This is a genomic window from Bacillus luti (assembly GCF_009739945.1).
GTDB classification, from domain to species: Bacteria; Bacillota; Bacilli; order Bacillales; family Bacillaceae_G; genus Bacillus_A; species Bacillus_A luti.
The window spans coordinates 466944-485000 of the sequence record NZ_CP040336.1 but is presented as its reverse complement, the minus strand read 5'-3'; the positions used below and the strand labels follow the sequence as shown (position 1 = coordinate 485000).

22 protein-coding genes (1 of these 22 cut by a window edge) are annotated in these 18057 nt (G+C 37.4%); 11 read left to right on the top strand and 11 right to left on the bottom strand.

The window, feature by feature from the left end:
- On the top strand, positions 1-651 hold the 3' portion of the coding sequence (locus EUC40_RS02470) for a potassium channel family protein (protein ID WP_156573496.1). Its footprint begins 345 nt before the window's first position; the window shows 651 of its 996 coding nt (coding positions 346-996); its start codon lies off the left edge, out of view; the stop codon is at positions 649-651.
- Here the strand turns inward: EUC40_RS02470 and EUC40_RS02465 are convergent.
- Together EUC40_RS02465 and EUC40_RS02460 are read right to left on the bottom strand one after the other, a co-directional pair.
- Complete coding sequence (locus EUC40_RS02465; protein WP_156573494.1) at positions 638-1051, bottom strand: YugN-like family protein; 414 nt, start codon at positions 1049-1051, stop codon at positions 638-640. The two genes, EUC40_RS02470 and EUC40_RS02465, sit on opposite strands and share 14 nt — an antisense overlap.
- A gap of 262 nt (positions 1052-1313) precedes the next feature.
- Entirely contained in the window at positions 1314-2666 is a 1353-nt protein-coding gene (locus tag EUC40_RS02460) for a glucose-6-phosphate isomerase (protein ID WP_071712639.1), read from the bottom strand.
- Positions 2667-2941: 275 nt separating this feature from the next.
- Here EUC40_RS02460 and EUC40_RS02455 point away from each other — a divergent pair, with 275 nt between their 5' ends.
- Positions 2942-3175, top strand: a complete 234-nt coding sequence (locus tag EUC40_RS02455) for a DUF378 domain-containing protein (RefSeq protein WP_000105788.1) — start codon at positions 2942-2944, stop codon at positions 3173-3175.
- A 112-nt stretch (positions 3176-3287) separates the two neighbouring features.
- On the opposite strand, the gene yugI is transcribed toward EUC40_RS02455, so the two are convergent.
- The 3 genes from yugI to EUC40_RS02440 form a co-directional block, all read right to left on the bottom strand.
- The gene (gene yugI / locus EUC40_RS02450; RefSeq protein WP_000003765.1) at positions 3288-3632 is read right to left on the bottom strand and encodes a S1 domain-containing post-transcriptional regulator GSP13; all 345 of its coding nucleotides are present in this window, start codon (positions 3630-3632) and stop codon (positions 3288-3290) included.
- 253 nt (positions 3633-3885) lie between these two features.
- Positions 3886-5076, bottom strand: a complete 1191-nt coding sequence (locus EUC40_RS02445) for an aminotransferase (RefSeq protein WP_071712640.1) — start codon at positions 5074-5076, stop codon at positions 3886-3888.
- The gene (locus tag EUC40_RS02440; protein WP_000255699.1) at positions 5073-5570 is read right to left on the bottom strand and encodes an Lrp/AsnC family transcriptional regulator; all 498 of its coding nucleotides are present in this window, start codon (positions 5568-5570) and stop codon (positions 5073-5075) included. The genes EUC40_RS02445 and EUC40_RS02440 overlap by 4 nt, the downstream gene beginning before the upstream one ends.
- Positions 5571-5836: 266 nt before the next feature.
- On the opposite strand from EUC40_RS02440, the gene EUC40_RS02435 reads away from it, so the two are divergent.
- Entirely contained in the window at positions 5837-6829 is a 993-nt protein-coding gene (locus EUC40_RS02435) for a 2-hydroxyacid dehydrogenase (RefSeq protein ID WP_071712641.1), read from the top strand.
- Between the two features lie 109 nt (positions 6830-6938).
- Positions 6939-7778 carry an alpha/beta fold hydrolase gene (locus EUC40_RS02430; protein WP_156573492.1) on the top strand — a complete coding sequence of 280 codons (840 nt, stop codon included), beginning with the start codon at positions 6939-6941 and terminating at the stop codon, positions 7776-7778.
- Between the two features lie 31 nt (positions 7779-7809).
- Here EUC40_RS02430 and EUC40_RS02425 read toward each other — a convergent pair whose 3' ends face one another.
- Positions 7810-8061: a YugE family protein gene (locus EUC40_RS02425; RefSeq protein ID WP_000537630.1), complete on the bottom strand. Its 252-nt coding sequence runs from the start codon at positions 8059-8061 to the stop codon at positions 7810-7812.
- 117 nt (positions 8062-8178) lie between these two features.
- Between EUC40_RS02425 and EUC40_RS02420 the strand changes: the two genes are divergently transcribed.
- Positions 8179-9330: a MalY/PatB family protein gene (locus EUC40_RS02420; protein WP_156573489.1), complete on the top strand. Its 1152-nt coding sequence runs from the start codon at positions 8179-8181 to the stop codon at positions 9328-9330.
- Positions 9331-9427: 97 nt separating this feature from the next.
- Here EUC40_RS02420 and EUC40_RS02415 read toward each other — a convergent pair whose 3' ends face one another.
- Together EUC40_RS02415 and EUC40_RS26860 are read right to left on the bottom strand one after the other, a co-directional pair.
- Complete coding sequence (locus EUC40_RS02415; RefSeq protein WP_156573487.1) at positions 9428-9967, bottom strand: superoxide dismutase family protein; 540 nt, start codon at positions 9965-9967, stop codon at positions 9428-9430.
- Positions 9968-10035: 68 nt separating this feature from the next.
- Positions 10036-10212, bottom strand: a complete 177-nt coding sequence (locus EUC40_RS26860; protein ID WP_000982763.1) for a hypothetical protein — start codon at positions 10210-10212, stop codon at positions 10036-10038.
- Positions 10213-10378: 166 nt separating this feature from the next.
- Here EUC40_RS26860 and kapB point away from each other — a divergent pair, with 166 nt between their 5' ends.
- Positions 10379-10762, top strand: coding sequence for a kinase-associated lipoprotein KapB (kapB, locus tag EUC40_RS02410; RefSeq protein ID WP_156573485.1), 384 nt, complete (start codon positions 10379-10381; stop codon positions 10760-10762).
- A gap of 40 nt (positions 10763-10802) precedes the next feature.
- On the opposite strand, the gene kapD is transcribed toward kapB, so the two are convergent.
- Complete coding sequence (kapD, locus tag EUC40_RS02405) at positions 10803-11426, bottom strand: 3'-5' exonuclease KapD (RefSeq protein WP_071712646.1); 624 nt, start codon at positions 11424-11426, stop codon at positions 10803-10805.
- Positions 11427-11715: 289 nt separating this feature from the next.
- Between kapD and EUC40_RS02400 the strand changes: the two genes are divergently transcribed.
- Complete coding sequence (locus tag EUC40_RS02400) at positions 11716-13041, top strand: ArsB/NhaD family transporter (protein ID WP_000545229.1); 1326 nt, start codon at positions 11716-11718, stop codon at positions 13039-13041.
- 55 nt (positions 13042-13096) lie between these two features.
- Here the strand turns inward: EUC40_RS02400 and EUC40_RS02395 are convergent, their stop codons facing one another.
- Positions 13097-13564: a hypothetical protein gene (locus EUC40_RS02395; RefSeq protein ID WP_071712647.1), complete on the bottom strand. Its 468-nt coding sequence runs from the start codon at positions 13562-13564 to the stop codon at positions 13097-13099.
- 118 nt (positions 13565-13682) lie between these two features.
- Here EUC40_RS02395 and EUC40_RS02390 point away from each other — a divergent pair, with 118 nt between their 5' ends.
- Both EUC40_RS02390 and EUC40_RS02385 read left to right on the top strand, forming a co-directional pair.
- The gene (locus EUC40_RS02390) at positions 13683-14396 is read left to right on the top strand and encodes a DNA alkylation repair protein (RefSeq protein ID WP_033665556.1); all 714 of its coding nucleotides are present in this window, start codon (positions 13683-13685) and stop codon (positions 14394-14396) included.
- 348 nt (positions 14397-14744) lie between these two features.
- Complete coding sequence (locus EUC40_RS02385; RefSeq protein ID WP_000287143.1) at positions 14745-16121, top strand: glycine--tRNA ligase; 1377 nt, start codon at positions 14745-14747, stop codon at positions 16119-16121.
- 41 nt (positions 16122-16162) lie between these two features.
- On the opposite strand, the gene EUC40_RS02380 is transcribed toward EUC40_RS02385, so the two are convergent.
- A complete protein-coding gene (locus EUC40_RS02380) occupies positions 16163-16546 on the bottom strand; it encodes a hotdog fold thioesterase (RefSeq protein ID WP_156573483.1) in 384 nt (127 codons plus the stop codon).
- A 95-nt stretch (positions 16547-16641) separates the two neighbouring features.
- Here EUC40_RS02380 and EUC40_RS02375 point away from each other — a divergent pair, with 95 nt between their 5' ends.
- Together EUC40_RS02375 and EUC40_RS02370 are read left to right on the top strand one after the other, a co-directional pair.
- The gene (locus tag EUC40_RS02375; protein WP_156573481.1) at positions 16642-17385 is read left to right on the top strand and encodes a DUF3298 and DUF4163 domain-containing protein; all 744 of its coding nucleotides are present in this window, start codon (positions 16642-16644) and stop codon (positions 17383-17385) included.
- Between the two features lie 50 nt (positions 17386-17435).
- Complete coding sequence (locus EUC40_RS02370) at positions 17436-18029, top strand: biotin transporter BioY (protein ID WP_071712650.1); 594 nt, start codon at positions 17436-17438, stop codon at positions 18027-18029.
- Positions 18030-18057: the final 28 nt, after the last annotated feature.

The window sequence follows — 18057 nt, the reverse complement described above, 5'->3', positions numbered from 1 at the left end:
CATATGATTATCGTTGGCTGGAATGAACGTGCAAAACATGTTGTAAAACAAATGCATATATTACAGCCAAATCTTGATATCGTTTTAATTGATGAAACACTTTCTTTACTACCAAAACCATTTCATCATTTAGAATTTATAAAAGGTTGTCCGCATCATGATCAAACTTTACTAAAAGCTAACATTACAACCGCTCACACTATATTAATAACAGCCGATAAAGAGAAGAACGAAAGCTTAGCTGATACAGAGTCCATTTTAAATATTTTAACTGCAAAAGGACTGAACCAAAACATTCACTGCATCGCTGAACTTCTTACTACTGAACAAATCCAAAATGCAACGAGAGCTGGCGCGTCAGAAATTATAGAAGGAAATAAATTAACTAGCCATGTATTTACCGCTTCTCTTTTATTCCCTTCCATTTCAGGTGTACTCTTCTCTCTTTACGATGAAATCTCTGATAACAAATTACAACTGATGGAGCCACCCCAATCCTGCACCGGACAAACTTTCGCAAATTGTAGCTACACCTTGTTAAAACAAAACATTCTCTTACTAGGTGTAAAGCGTGACGATCAATATATGATTAATCCTGTCCATTCCTTCATTCTCATCGAAAGCGACATACTCATTGTTATTCACCATTAAGAAAATGATTTTCTAGTTCCTGCATAAGTACTTTCCCAATATTGATATATTTTCTTTTCACATCTCCATCTGGGTCTTTCGGTTCAGCAAATTGATCAAACCCACTTGTTCCAGCTGTTAAAGTATTTACATTATCATCTAGTTCGTCTTGATATACATGAGAAAGAATATATGGCGTTTCAAGACGGACTACTACACCAGGTACATCTAGTTCTCCATCTACTGCTGTGAACGGGACTCGTAAAAATTGATACCCATCTTCTTCATCAATTTTATAATCAAAGCACCCTTTATCGTAATCCCAATTGCCACCAATGCTATACCCAAGTGGCTTCATAACCTCTTCTAACTTATATAACGCATATGTACGTCCTTCTAACTTTGATTGAATCGGAATCAAGTCCATCCCTCCTAGACTTTTCCTTTAGCATACCCATTCCAGTTTGAATATACCGATGGACTTTTCGATAAAGTGAAACTTTAATCAGTGGGGGTTTTCTTCATCCCCCACTGATTATTAGCCCACACCAATCGGGCTTTTACGGGCAGTTGATCCCCTACCTAATTTCTTTGCTCTCGCTGAATTTTGAGGTGGGGGTCTTACTGCCCGGCAAATAGCGGGATAAAATAATAAAAAGCGACCGGATTACGGTCGCTTTTTATTATTTTAAACGCTCTTCTAATTCTGCTTTTAATTCTTCAAATCCTGGTTTACCAAGTAAAGCAAACATGTTTTTCTTGTATGCTTCTACTCCAGGTTGGTCAAATGGATTTACGCCTAATAAGTAGCCGCTCATCGCACATGCTTTTTCGAAGAAGTATACAAGGTAACCGAATGTGTACTCATTTAATTCAGGAATGTTTACGATTAAGTTTGGTACTCCGCCATCGCTATGTGCAAGTAATGTACCTTCGTATGCTTTTGTGTTTACGAAGTCTACAGTTTCACCAGCAAGGTAGTTTAATCCGTCTAAATCGTTGTCTTCTAATTCGATTGTTAGTTCATGTGTAGATTTACCTACTTTTAGAACTGTTTCAAATAAGTCACGACGACCTTCTTGAACGTATTGACCTAATGAGTGTAAGTCAGTTGAGAAGTTTGCTGAAGATGGGAAAATACCTTTTTGATCTTTTCCTTCACTTTCACCAAATAACTGTTTCCACCATTCAGAGAAGTATTGAAGTGCTGGCTCATAGTTAACAAGCATTTCAATTGTTTTTCCTTTATTGTATAAAGCATTACGAACTACTGCGTATTGGTAAGCTGGGTTTTCTTCTAGTTCTGATTTTCCGAAGTCATCATGACCAGCAGCTGCACCTTTCATCATCTCTTCAATATTTAAGCCACTTACTGCGATTGGTAATAAACCAACTGGCGTTAATACAGAGAAACGTCCTCCAACATCATCTGGAATAACGAATGTTTCGTAACCTTCATTATCAGCTAATGTTTTTAATGCACCACGCGCTTTATCTGTCGTTGCATAAATACGTTTGCGAGCTTCTTCTTTTCCATACTTTTCTTCTAATAACTTACGGAAAATACGGAATGCTAGTGCCGGCTCTGTTGTTGTACCTGATTTGGAAATAACGTTAATAGAGAAGTCTTTACCTTCTAATACATCCATTAAATCTTTCATGTAAGTGGAGCTAATGTTTTGTCCAACAAATAGCACTTGTGGAGTTTTACGTTGTTCTTTAGAAAGTGTGTTGTAGAAAGAATGGTTTAACATTTCGATTGCTGCACGTGCTCCTAGGTAAGAACCACCGATACCTACAACAAGTAAAATGTCAGAGTCATTTTTAATTTTTTCTGCGCATTTTTGAATGCGAGCAAATTCTTCTTTGTCATATTGAAGCGGAAGGTCTACCCACCCAAGGAAATCGTTCCCAGCTCCAGTTTTTTCGTGGATTGCGTGATGTGTTACTTTCACTGCATCACGTAAATAAGTGATTTCATGCTCACCGATGAAGGATAACGCTTTAGAATAGTCGAACGTTACATGTGTACTCATCTTTTTCCCTCCAATTATGGATATGTATTTCTGTATTCACTTTAGCGAAACTGAAGTTTTAAATCAAGCGATTCAACCCTTGTAAACGTAACCAATATATATTTTTTAGAAAAAGTTCATTTTTTGCATAAAAATTCGCATTTTTCGGTATAGATGTATATACATCCTATTTCGAACATTTTTTATGTATAAAAACAACATAACTACACCATTCTATAAAAGAGTTGATTAACTCATCGCTTGCTCATGCTTCACAATTAAAGGGGGGCTTTTTCATGAGTACTCTGCAACGTATCGCATTAGTCTTTACTGTTATTGGTGCCGTGAACTGGGGACTGATCGGGTTCTTCCAGTTCGACTTAGTAGCTGCCATTTTCGGTGGACAAAACTCAGCTCTCGCACGTATTATTTACGGCATCGTTGGTATTTCTGGGCTTATCAATCTCGGTTTACTCTTTAAACCATCTGAAAATCTTGGTACGCACCCAGAAACAAACGAAATTCGCTAGTCAGTATGTCTTTATTTCACCTCCGACATACGAATATGATTGCATGCAATCATATTTGCAAATATATATCATAATATAAAGTAAAAGAGGAACGCTCATATGCGCTCCTCTTTTACTTTGTTAACTCCGATTCTTCAATCCATTCTGTTAGCTTTTCTCGCAGCGTATTAAATCCATTTTCAGATGGATTCGGTATAAGAATCCGTCCTTGTTTTCTTTTCGCCGCTTTTAACGATAAACTCATTTTTCTGTGTTCTTCATCAATTGAAAGTACTTTTACTTCTACTGTATCGCCGACTTTTAAAAAGTCATGAATATCCTTTACATATCCATTTGTAATTTCAGATATATGCACAAGTCCTTGTGTTTCTGCATCTAACGCTACAAATGCACCGTAATCTTGAATTCCAGTCACTTTCCCTGTTACAACCACTCCTGTTGTATATTGTTCTGACATATGAAACACTCCCATACGTTTACCATTTTCTCTACAATTGTAGATAGCAAAGCAGATGTATTTATTGTTAAATATCCGATTAGTTAGTACGTACCGTAAGAAAGCTACCTAGGATACGCATACCTTATATTAGTAAATTATACCACTATGACAGAACTCATTCAAAAATCATGAAAAAATTTCATTAGGTAAGTATAATTCTCCAATATTGGGATAGAATACTAACACATGGCTTTCTAGTATTCCCCCCCTTTTATGGACAAAACGTATTATGTTTTGTCCTTTTTTTATTCTCTACGAATCGTTCCATTCTCTTCATTGCTTCCAGCAGTTGTTCAAGCGATGTTGCATACGAACAACGAATAAATCCTTCACCACTTTCGCCAAATACACTTCCAGGGACGACAGCGACTTTTTCTTCTAATAATAACTGTTCTGCAAAATCCGCTGAAGATAATCCAGTTGAAGAAATAGAAGGAAAGACATAAAATGCGCCGCCCGGCAAATGACATGTTAAGCCCATTTCATTGAAAGATGTCGTCATAAAATTACGACGTTTCTTATAGCTATCTCTCATCCGAATTACTTCATCATTCCCTGCGCGTAATGCTTCAAGTGCTGCAAACTGAGACATAGTCGGTGCACACATCATGGAATATTGATGAATTTTGAGCATTAATTCCGAAAATTGAACAGGAGCTGCAATCATCCCGAGGCGCCACCCCGTCATCGCAAATCCTTTTGAAAATCCCGAAATTAAAATCGTATGTTCACGCATATTTTGAATGCTCGCGAAACTCGTATACACTTCGTCATATACAAGCTCTGCATAAATTTCATCAGATAATACGATTAAATTGTATTTCTCCACAATCACTGCTATTTCTTCAAGTTCGGCTTTATTTAACATTGCACCTGTTGGGTTATTTGGTGAACAAAGTAAAATTGCCTTTGTTTTTGCGGTAATAGCTGCTTCAATTTGCTCTGGTTGTACTTTAAACTCGTTTTCTAAAGTAGTCGCCACAGGAACTGGAACTCCTCCAGCTAATGTTACAAGTGGCGCATACGAAACGAAGCTTGGTTCAATAATGAGCACTTCATCATCCGGATTTATAATGGCGCGCATCGCTACATCTAACGCTTGGCTCGCTCCAACTGTAACAATGATTTCTTCGTTTGGATCATAAGATACTGCAAATTGTTTTTTTAGATACTTTGCTATTTCTTGACGGAGCTCCAATAATCCTGCATTTGCTGTATATGATGTATATCCCTGTTCTAAAGAACGAATACATGCTTGCCTTACATTCCAAGGTGTAACGAAGTCTGGTTCCCCTACCCCAAGTGAAATAACACCTTTCATATTTGCTGCTAAATCGAAAAACTTTCGAATACCAGATGGTTGTAAAGATTCTGCTGCTCTAGATAGTTCAAACTGCTTCATGGTGTCACCACAATTCGCTTATCATCATCGTTTTTTTCATAAATAATTCCCTCATGTTTATACTTCTTCAAAATGAAATGAGTTGTTGTAGAAACGACAGATTCAATTGTTGCTAATTTCTCTGAAACAAACATCGCTACTTCTCCCATCGTCTTTCCTTCTAATGTAATAGAAAGATCATATGTCCCTGACATTAAATACACAGATTTCACTTCTGAATAACGATAAATTTGTTCAGCAACTGCATCAAATCCAACGCCATGCTTTGGCGTAACTTTCACATCAATCATCGCCGTTAAGCCCGTATGTTCTTTCACCTTCGTCCAATCGATATGTGTTACATAATCCACAATAATTTTTTCCGCTTCTAATTTCTCAACCATTTTCTTTACTTCTTCTACTTCTATATTTAACAGCTTCGCTAATGTATCTACAGATAATCGACTACTTTTTTCAAGACAAGCTAATAATTCTAATTCTTTTTCAGTCACCATATAAATCATCCTCCCTTTTCTCTTGTGTCTAAATTATACAAATACCTTTTCCAGTTTGAAAAGAAGCTTTTTTTAGTGAATTATGTCAAAATAAAGTGAAACTTTAATCCATGGAAAGGTTCACCCCATGGATTATTAGCCTTCACCAATCGGGCCTTTACGAGCAGTTGATCTCCCACCTCATTTCTTTGCCTCAACCGTCTTTTTAGGTGGAAGTCTTACTGCTCGTTAAAGCTTGGTAAAGTGAAACTTTAATCAGTGGAAACATGCAGGATAAAGTGAAAGGGGATGGAACCGTGAAACCAAAAGTTTATATTGCTGAACCAGTTCCAACATTTGTAGAAAACTATTTATCAGAACACTGCGATTATGAAAAATGGGAGCAAAATGAGAAAGTACCTCGTGATGTTCTATTGGAGAAAATACAAGATAAAGATGGTTTGTTAAATTTCGGATCTGCTATTAATGAAGAATTATTAGAAGTCGCTCCTAACTTAAAAGTAGTGAGCAACATTTCTGTCGGTTACGATAATTTTGATTTACAAGCGATGGAAAAGCGAAATGTTATCGGTACGAATACACCATACGTACTAGATGATACAGTAGCTGACCTCGTTTTCGCTCTTATGTTATCTGCTGGGCGCCGCGTTTGCGAACTCGACTCTTACGTAAAAAATGGTGAATGGAATGCCGAAATTGGAAAAGAGCACTTCGGACTAGATGTGCACCATAGCACCATCGGTATTATCGGTATGGGCCGAATTGGAGAAGCCGTTGCAAAACGAGCAAAATTCGGATTTGATATGAATGTTCTTTATTATAACCGTCGCCGTAAAGAAGAAGCTGAACAAAAATTTGATGCTACATATTGTGATTTACAGACGCTACTAAAACAATCTGACTTTATTGTTCTTCTTACTCCATTAACAGATGAAACGTATCATCTTATCGGAGAAAAGGAATTTTCATTAATGAAAGAAACAGCAATCTTCATTAATGCTTCTCGCGGGAAAACAGTAGATGAAGAAGCGTTAATCCATGCGTTAACAGAAAAGAAAATCTTTGCAGCAGGCATCGATACTTTTACACAAGAGCCGGTCCAAAAAAACAATCCGCTCTTATCGTTACAAAATGTTGTAACTTTGCCGCACATCGGATCTGCAACATTAAAAACTAGGCAGCAGATGGCCATGACAGCCGCTGAAAATTTAGTCGCTGGATTACAAGGAAAGACACCGCCTAATATTGTTCGCGGGTAATAATAAATAACGGAAAGGCAAGATGACATCGTCATCTTGCCTTTTTTTGTTAACATATTTTTTTCTGCCTTGGAGATGATATGAACAAAAATCAATGGAGTGACAAAAAATGAATCACGAATATCATTGTCCTTATTTCACTTTTTCCACTCGCGGCACTACGATTCATTACGAATTGTATGAACATAATAACAAAACGGAACGTCCTACTTTCGTACTCGTTCACGGCTTTTTATCTTCCTCATTCAGTTACCGCCGTCTCATTCCTTTACTATCAAAAGCAGGAACAGTACTGGCTCTTGATTTACCACCGTTCGGAAAAAGTGATAAGTCCCATCTCTTTAAGTATTCTTATCACAATTTAGCAACGATTATTATTGATTTAATCGAACATTTATCTCTCTCAAATATTGTGTTAGTTGGGCATTCTATGGGAGGACAAATTTCTCTTTATGTAAATCGTATACGCCCTGAACTCATCTCAAAGACGATTTTACTATGCAGCTCTAGCTATTTAGCACGCGCAACCTTACCTTTGCTGTATTCTTCTTATTTACCGTTCTTTCATTTGTACGTAAAGAACTGGATTATACGACGCGGCATTGTTCACAACTTAATGAATGTCGTTCATGATCACTCATTAATTGACGATGAAATGAAGGAAGGTTACTCTGCTCCTTTTTATGACAACCGTATATTCCCGGCCTTAACTCGCATGATCCGCGACCGTGAAGGCGATCTCTCATCGACTGAATTACAAAAAATCCAAACACCTACACTACTCATTTGGGGTGAAAAAGATCGCGTCGTCCCTGTAGATGTAGGTCATCGTCTACACAAAGATTTACCGAATTCGAAATTTGTTTCTTACGAAAATACAGGACATTTATTACCTGAAGAGAAACCTGAACATGTTTATGAAGAAATTATCGCTTTTTCCGCGCAATAATATAAAAAGGGCTGTCGGAAATTCCGACAGCCTATAATGAACAACTTCCGCCTTCTTTTATTACAAGTAACTCCACAGCTAACTTCTCACATTTTTCAAGCGCAGGCACTTCCTCAAAAGACATAAAGTATATATGTTGAATCTTCTTTGCGATGTATTTTGGATCGTCAAACACGCTTACGACGTTCAAAACATCGCTCGCCTCTGTTTCATAAAACTCCGGTCCCATTTGAAACGGATCCCAATTCTTCACAACCTCTATCATCTTTTCATATGTACCCATTCGCTTCCCGCCTTTTCACTTTTTAATGCTTTTCTTTATCCTATCACATCAGCTATTCTATAAGAAGAGAGAGAACTTTCATAACTCAACGGTTTTACAGAAGAAGGGGGCAAACTTATGCAACTATTTCATAAAACAGTAAATCGACGTGGAACACATAGTACAAAATGGGATACCTACAAAAATGAAGAACTTCTTCACGCTTGGATTGCTGATATGGATTTTGAAGTACCAAAACCCATTCAATCCGCTTTAAAGAAACGTATCGAGCATCCTATTTTCGGCTATACACTTCCACCTGAAACTATTGGGGATATTATTTGTAATTGGGCAAAGAAACAATACAACTGGGATATTCAAAAAGAATGGATTGTCTTTAGTGCAGGGATCGTTCCAGCTCTTAGTACGAGCATACAAGCTTTCACAAAAGAAAACGAATCCATTCTTGTACAACCACCTATTTATCCACCATTTTTCGAAATGGTTACAACAAACAACAGACAATTATGCGTGAGTCCATTATATAAACAAGATGGCGCATATATGATAGACTTCGACCATTTAGAAAAACAATTTCAACAAGGGATTAAACTCCTGCTTCTTTGTAGTCCTCACAATCCTATCGGACGCGTTTGGACGAAAGACGAACTAACGAAGCTTGGAACGTTATGTACAAAATATAATGTAATTGTTGTCTCTGATGAAATTCATGCCGATATTATTTACGGAGACCGTACACATACACCATTCGCTTCTTTATCTGAAGAATTAGCAGCACGCACCATTACTTGCATGGCTCCAAGCAAAACGTTCAATATAGCTGGATTACAAGCATCTATCATTATTATTCCGAATGAAACACTACGCAACACCTTTATGTCTATTCAATATCGCCAAGGGTTCCATGGGCTAAATACATTTGCTTATACCGCGATGCAAAGCGCCTATACAGAATGTAATGATTGGTTAAGTGAAATCCGTTTATATGTAGAAGAGAATGCTCGTTTTGCATGTGAATACATTGAAACGCACATACCTACCCTTTCTGTTACAAAGCCAGAAGGTAGCTTTTTATTATGGATTGATTGCTCTCGCCTAAACCTTTCTCAACATGAGCGCACCACATTACTTGAGGAAAAAGGAAAACTAATAGTTGAACCTGGCGAGAAGTACGGATTAGGCGGAGAAGAACATATTCGAATTAACATCGGTTGTCCAAGATCTGTTTTGGAGGAAATTCTAAACAGACTGCGCCATACATTTTCATAATAGCAAAGGAGGCTGCCCCATTTGTTAAGGCAACCTCCTTTTATTTATAGTTGCTACTATCGACGTTTAACAAAAAAGCTACCGTGAAAGGTAGCTTCTACTTCTTCTTCATATCCGATGCTTTTTTCACAATTACACCACAAGCAATTCGATCACCTGATTTACCTGTTGGTTGCGTCATGCCATCATCTGGATTTTCTGTAATAATAATAGACGCGCCATCTTTTCTATGGATCGTCGTTTTTCCTTCTTCAAGCGTTATATGCGGTGCATCGATTTCCGCTTTAATCTTTCCTGAACCGTCTGCAGTTATATTCGGCAAATCCCCATTTTCCGGACCCTTCGGATTGAGAAGCCCATGTTTTTTATCATCTGGATTAAAATGATTCCCCGATGATTCGAAACGAGGTGCTTTACATTCTCCAATTTCATGTACATGTATGCCGTGCGCACCTGGCGTGAAACCTTCCCCTTTAATCGTAATTTTCACTCCGCTTGTTTGCTGAACTACTTTTGCAGTTGCCACTTCATCTCCTGAAGCATTATGTAATTTCACGTCAATTTCTTTCGGCTTTCCTTGGTCACAACCTGCCATCAGAAATAATAAACAACAACTGAAAAAAAGCCGTCTTTTCATTCTATTCCCTCCAAAATACATTCTGCCCTTAGATTGTCCGAGCATAGAGGGAAACATACAAAAATGCATTACTGTTTCTTTTCAGCTAAAAGTTTTTCTTCTACTTTTTGTAATCGCTCCGCTTCTCGTTTGGAAACGCGAATAAACATGCGCCACGTCGCAACCGCACCGATAATAAATAGCACGCAAACGATCCCTGGAATAATATATTCTGTCTTATCTTCTGGAAAATATAAAGGCATCATACGGAACACTCCTTATCAGAGGATTTATAAAAAACATCAGAATTTTCTGTTATATCATCTTAAATTATAGTGGAACCTATCCATATTCTCAAGGGTCGCTCCGAAAGCAAATCATTTCTTTGACTCCTTCTCACACTTTCCTTACTATAAACTTGAGGTGAAAAATATGAGAGAAACATTTGAAATTGGTGAAATCGTTACTGGTATTTATAAAACAGGAAAATACATCGGCGAAATTACAAATAGCCGTCCTGGTAGTTACATTGTAAAAGTATTAGCTGTTTTAAAACATCCGGTGCAAGGTGATCTACATAACGTAAAACAAGCTGACGTACCATTTTTCCATGAAAGACGCGCTTTAGCTTTCCGTGAACAGACGAACATTCCAGAGCAAATGGTGAAGAAATATGAAGGAGAAATTCCAGATTATACAGATTCACTCAAATTAGCATTAGAAACTCAAATGAATTCATTTTCTGAAGATGATTCACCTTTTGCAACACGTAGTCTTGAAACACTAGCGCAATTGAAACAAGATTACAAACTTTAAAAAACAAAACGACCAAATTACATACTGTGCAATTTGGTCGTTACTGTGTACTCACTTTCTTTAACACTTTTGAAAAATCAACGAGTTCCCCTAATGTTGGAGGTGCGGGTTTCACTAAATACTCTTTATCTTTTTCTACTAATTTAAAAATATTATATGTCGTCATCGCATCATCAAGCGCACAATGATGCTTTCCTGTCCCTACTTTTCCATATGCCTCAATTGCCTTCCACAACCCTGTTTGATTCCTTTCTCCAAAAAACTTCTTATACTCAAGTGATAAATCACGACATTGTCCGAAGAATGGAAAAGGTACTCCCGCCATTTCGCAATTATGCTTCAACACTTTCATATCCATATTTCCCCACGTAACAATGGTCGGTTTACATCTCTTTTCATATTCTGCAAGTTTTTCAACAAGTTCTGGAAACGAAATTCCTTTATCTACGACTTCTTGTTTAATCCCTAAAAATTTCTTACATCGATCCGTTAAAGAAGGAAAAGTCTTCGGCCTAACATGAGCTGAATACGTGTCTTCAACCTTACAGCCAACAACTGAAACGAGCCCTACCTCAATAATCTCCGGGAAAAACCCTTTTGGTTTTTTTCTGTGCTGGGGCATCGTAAACTCAAAATCCAAAAATAAAAATCGTTGTTCATCCATACGATCCCTTCCTTATCATTTTTATCATTCCTTTCTATTTGATACTCTTACACGAACAAGCTCGAATGCTAATTCTATTTTAAATATTCAGATTGGATGTATCTTATATATATGTCAAATGCCCACAAATATTTTTAAAAATAAGAAAAAATGACCTATGCAGAAAATATGACAAAATACCCCCTTTCATTTACATCCGCCATTTTCCTACTTTATAATGACGGTATGTGTGTTTCATCTAGTTAATTTTTGACACACTAAGAAAAGTGAATGAAAGGAGATGAGAGTTTTGCACGAAACAACGCAAGAGCTCGCAAACTGGCAGTATTATTTTGCTATCGCAGTCTTTTTAATTACATATGCCATTATTATTTCTGAAAAAATTAATCGCGCTGTCATCGCACTTCTTGGTGCAGCACTCATGGTAATTGTGGGAGTCGTTGATTTACACAACGCCTTTACGAAACATATCGAATGGGGGACAATTACACTACTCATCGGTATGATGATTTTGGTGAACATTACGAGTAAATCCGGTGTTTTCCAATACGTTGCCATTAAAGCAGCAAAAGGAGCACAAGGAGATCCAATTAAAATTTTAATTTCACTTTCCTTACTTACCGCGCTTGGCTCCGCATTTTTAGATAACGTTACAACTGTACTTCTTGTTGTTCCAGTTACTTTATCTATTACGCGCATACTGCAAGTAAATCCTGTTCCATATTTACTTTCGGAAATTATTTTTTCAAACATTGGAGGAACAGCAACTTTAATTGGTGATCCACCTAACATTATGATTGGTTCTGCAAATAAGCATTTAGACTTCAATGCGTTCTTGCTAAACTTAGCACCAATCGTAATTATTATTATTGGTGTGACAGCAACAATACTTTACTTCATGTACCGCAAACAATTAATTGCTGATCCTGTACAAGTTAAAAAGTTAATGAGCTTAGATGAAAAACAATACATTAAAGATCCCGTATTAATGAAAAAATCTTTAACAGTACTTGGACTTACGATTGTAGGTTTCATGACTCATTCCATTTTCCACGTTGATGCAGCTATCATCGCCTTAACTGGTGCTACTGTCCTTATGTTAATCGGTGTGAAAGAACATGAAATCGAAGAAGTATTCGCAAGCGTAGAGTGGGTAACAATCTTCTTCTTCGCAGGGCTATTCGTGCTCGTTGGAGGACTTATTGATATCGGCCTAATCAAAACACTTGCTCAAAAAGTAATTGGTATAACAGGCGGAGATATTTCTCAAGCATCAATCCTTATTTTATGGGTATCTGGTATCGCCTCTGCAACAATCGATAACATTCCATTCGTTGCAACAATGATCCCGCTTATTAACGATATGGCAGTTGGGCTCGGTTTATCACCTTCTGACGCACAAATCGATGTATTATGGTGGGCATTAGCATTAGGAGCTTGTCTAGGTGGAAACGGAACATTAATCGGCGCTTCCGCTAACGTAATTGTAGCTGGAATCGCAAATCGCGAGGGACATAGATTTAGCTACATGGAATTCTTAAAAGTCGGTTTCCCAATTATGATCGTTTCTTTAATCATTTCTCATATTTATATTTATTTACGCTACCTTATGTAGTAGAAAAAAGCGCCCTGCTTTCAGGGCGCTTTTTCTGTCTCAAATATTATATATACTACTCCTTATACCTCACCGGCTCATTTCGAATAATGAACAAATGAATCGGCAAGAACACTGAAAATGTGATGGTATGAATAATCGTAAATAATATAGAGTTCGTTCCGTACCTGTCTAAAATAGCGTAGATGAGATAAATGGACAACACAATCGATACAGCTGTTGCTATTAAATATAGAATTGGTACGAAATTAAAAATGAAACATGCGACATATATGCCGAATACTTTCCATCCTGCTTCTTCTTTCAAGAAATCGGGTAATTTATCTTTCGCTAAGTCGCCCCATATCTTACTATTTACAAAAGGAATAAAAGCAAGAACACCATCCGTTGCACCATCATTTTTCGCCATCGTATACAGTGCAAAAGCCGTTAACAAATACGAAATAATTGCCCAAATTAATATAACAAGAATAAACGCAAAACTAAGAGCAAAGAAACCTGCTAGTACGCCTTGATCTTCCATCTTATCCTCTCCTCTCTACTTTCAACATATTTCATTACACTGCAAGTTATGTTTTAAAAATTAACCAAACTCTCTGTATAATGATAGGAGCAAGATAATGAGAGAGGAGAAAACACTTATGCATCCATTTGTACAAGCATTACAAGAACATTTTACAGCTCATCAAAATCCTGAAAAAGCAGAACCGATGGCACGTTATATGAAAAATCACTTCCCGTTTCTCGGTATTCAAACTCCCGAGAGAAGACAATTATTAAAAGACGTCATTCAAATCCATACTCTCCCAGATAAAAAAGACTTCCAAATTATCATACGTGAACTTTGGGACTTACCAGAGCGTGAATTTCAAGCAGCCGCTCTTGATATTATGCAAAAATATAAAAAGCATATAAACGAAACTCATATCCCCTTCTTAGAAGAACTCATTGTCACGAAGTCTTGGTGGGATTCTGTTGATAGCATCGTCCCTACATTTTTAGGTGGTATCTTTTTAAAACATCCAGAATTAATTTCTGCCTATATTCCAAAATGGATTGCATCCGACAACATATGGTTACAACGCACCGCTATTTTATTCCAACTGAAATATAAAGAAAAAATGGATGAAGAACTTCTTTTTTGGATTATTGGACAACTACATTCTTCAAAAGAATTTTTCATTCAAAAGGCGATTGGCTGGGTCCTTCGTGAATACGCAAAAACAAATCCAGATGTCGTTTGGGAATACGTGCAAAATAACGAGCTTGCCCCGCTCAGTAAACGTGAAGCAATTAAGCACATTAAACAAAATTATGGAATAGATAATGAAAAAATAGGCGAGACTCTATCATAGATAGACGCGTTCCTCTATTGAGATTTAAAAAAGAACGTGTTAGAATATGTTCATTATTATTAATATAAGTAGCGATGACGGACTTATAAGTACTTGCACAAAAAGCGATTCAGGGATAGTGAAAGCCTGAAGCCGCAAGGAAACGGCAGTCTCGAGCAATACGTGATAAAGTGGATGCACCCTTTTGTGTATCAACTAGGGTGGAACCGCGGGCAAACGCTCGTCCCTAGGCAATTAAGCCTTGGGATGAGCGTTTTTTTATGTTTTTCAAAGCATATACTGCGCGTTTCACAAGTTATCTGAGCACGTCATCGCCAATACGTTAACTTTCAAAAGGAGGATTTTCTTATGTATTCAATGGAACAAGTAGTAAACTTAGCGAAACATCGCGGTTTTGTTTTCCCTGGTTCTGAAATTTACGGTGGTCTTGCAAACACTTGGGATTACGGTCCACTTGGAATCGAATTAAAAAATAACGTTAAAAAAGCTTGGTGGAAAAAATTCATTCAAGAATCTCCACACAACGTTGGTTTAGACGCAGCTATTTTAATGAACCCAAAAACTTGGATCGCTTCTGGTCACGTTGGTAACTTCAACGATCCAATGATCGATTGTAAAAAATGTAAAGCTCGTCACCGCGCTGACAAATTAATTGAAGATGCTTTAGATGCAAAAGGCATCGAAATGGTTGTTGATGGTCTTACTTTCGACCAAATGGCTGACTTAATGAAAGAACATGAAGTAAAATGTCCTGATTGCGGTAGCGAAGAATTCACTGAAATTCGTCAGTTCAACTTAATGTTCAAAACATTCCAAGGTGTTACAGAGTCTAGCACAAACGAAATCTTCCTTCGTCCTGAAACAGCACAAGGTATTTTCGTAAACTTTAAAAACGTACAACGCTCTATGCGTAAAAAACTTCCATTTGGTATTGGCCAAATCGGTAAGAGTTTCCGTAACGAAATCACGCCTGGTAACTTCACATTCCGTACACGTGAATTCGAACAGATGGAACTTGAATTCTTCTGTAAGCCTGGTGAAGATTTAGAGTGGTTCGCATTCTGGCGTGAAACTTGTAAGAACTGGTTACTTTCACTTGGTATGCACGAAGAAAGCATGCGTCTTCGTGACCACGGTGAAGAAGAATTATCTCACTACAGTAACGCAACAACTGATATTGAGTTCAAATTCCCATTCGGTTGGGGCGAACTTTGGGGCGTAGCATCTCGTACAGACTTCGATTTAAAACGTCACATGGAACACTCTAACGAAGACTTTAACTATATCGATCCACAAACGAATGAGCGTTACGTACCATACTGCATCGAGCCATCTTTAGGTGCAGACCGTGTAACATTAGCATTCTTATGTGATGCATATGAAGAAGAGCAATTAGAGAACGACTCTCGTACAGTTCTTCGTTTCCACCCTGCTTTAGCACCATACAAAGCAGCAATCTTACCATTATCTAAAAAGCTATCTGAAGGTGCTACTGAAGTATTCGCTGAATTAGCTAAAGACTTCATGGTAGACTTTGACGAGACTGGTTCTATCGGTAAACGTTACCGTCGTCAAGACGAAATCGGTACTCCATTCTGTATCACATACGACTTCGACTCAGTTGAAGACAAAGCTGTTACAGTACGTGACCGTGACACAATGGAACAAGTTCGTATGCCAATTAGCGAACTAAAAGGTTTCTTAGAGAAGAAAATCCAGTTCTAATTATAAGAAAAAGAGGCCGCTCTACCTGAGCAGCCTCTTTTTTATTTTCCACGTTTTTCTTTAATTGCTACTGTACATCTTGAAATACATAATAAGTCATCATTTTCATCAATGATACGAATATCCCAAACCATCGTTGAATTCCCTCTATGTATTGGTGTCCCGATTGCTGTTACAATTCCATCTTGCTTTGAACGAATATGATTTGCATTAATTTCTAAACCGAAACAAATACATTTCTCTTGATCAATTAAATTGTATGAACCGACACTTGCCACTGTTTCTGCTAATGCAAGGGATGCACCCCCGTGTAAAAATCCAAACGGCTGATGCGTACGCTCATCAACGGGCATCGTAGCAACCACCTTATCTTCTGTCATCTCTAACAACTCAATCCCAAGCGAATCCATTAAAGTTTTTGCCATCTCGTTTCCCCCTTCTCTCGTTTTAATTGAATGTATAATTTTACCTATTTGTTTTCAAACTACCTATAACACTTATATAAGGAGGTTTCACCTAAATGAAACAGAAATTCTGTATACTACTGCTCATGTTCTCCTTGCTGACTATTGTACCAAATTGTACACTAGCAGCCAAAGCATCCAACCTGACAATCGATGTGAAGACTGTCACGCAAAAAGGTAAGAAACCTTATATAGAATATCAAATTAACAGACCTTCCTTTCACAACTTTTCCGACTCTAAATTTCAACAGAAGCTCAATTTCTATTACAAAAAATCTACGGATAAGTTTAAAAGCAAATTAGAAAAAGACGCCAAAAAATATTATAAAGAAACAGAAGGGTCTAGTAATCCATTTCATCCATACGTAGCAAATGTTGACTATAAAGTTTCTTTAAATAAACCACCTTTTCTCAGCTTATATGTGAATTACTATCAATATACAGGCGGAGCACACGGTCTTTATACGTGGAAAGCAAACACATTTGATTTAAACGAAAAAAAATTACTACACTTAGACGATTTATTTCAGCAAGAGGATAAATACAAAGAAGTAGTTCGTGCAGAGATTGTAAGACAAATTAAACGAAATGAAAGCATTTATTTTCCTGATGCAACTGAAAAGGTAATGAGTACGAAAAAATTCCACTTCTTTTTAGAACCGGACAATCTCGTCATTTATTTCCCTTTATATGAGATTGCTCCTTATTCAAGTGGAATTCCACAATTTCGTATTCCATATACGTTGCTAAGAGACTATTTGAAACCTTCTTATCAAAATATTTTAATTGACAACAAGTAAATAGTTTCGCTACGATAATGTTAACCTAAAAACAACAGGAGGTTAACATTATGAGAAGATTTCACGTTTTAGATTTAGCATTAGCTGCCATGTTCGTTGCTCTTATGGCCATCGGTGCAAACATTGTATCTTGGGCACCATTCTTACAAGTAGCGGGCGTCCCATTATCTATGCAACCATTTTTCGCGATTTTAGCAGGACTTCTTCTTGGAAGTAGACTTGGGGCATTATCAATGACGGTATATATGCTCGTTGGCGTAGCCGGCGCACCAATCTTCGCTAACTTCAAAGCTGGATTCGGGGCACTTTTAGACCCTACTGGTGGTTTTATTATCGCATTTATTATTGTTGCTTACGTATCCGGAAAATTAGTAGAACAAAAAGAAAGACCAACATTCCGTACATTTGCGATTGCCTCTTTCACAGGAATTATTTTAACTTATATTATCGGTACTACTTACATGTACGGAGCGGTCAATCTCTTCATGGGCGGTAATATGAGCTATAAAGCTGCTTGGATGATTATGATGTGGTTTGCAGTAAAAGATATTGTCTTTACAATTATCGGTGCTATTATCGCACCTCGCATATACTACGCTGTACGTCGTTCTGCTTATCAGCATTCTCATTCAACGATTTCATAAGAAAAAGGAGTTGTTCCAGTAGGAACAA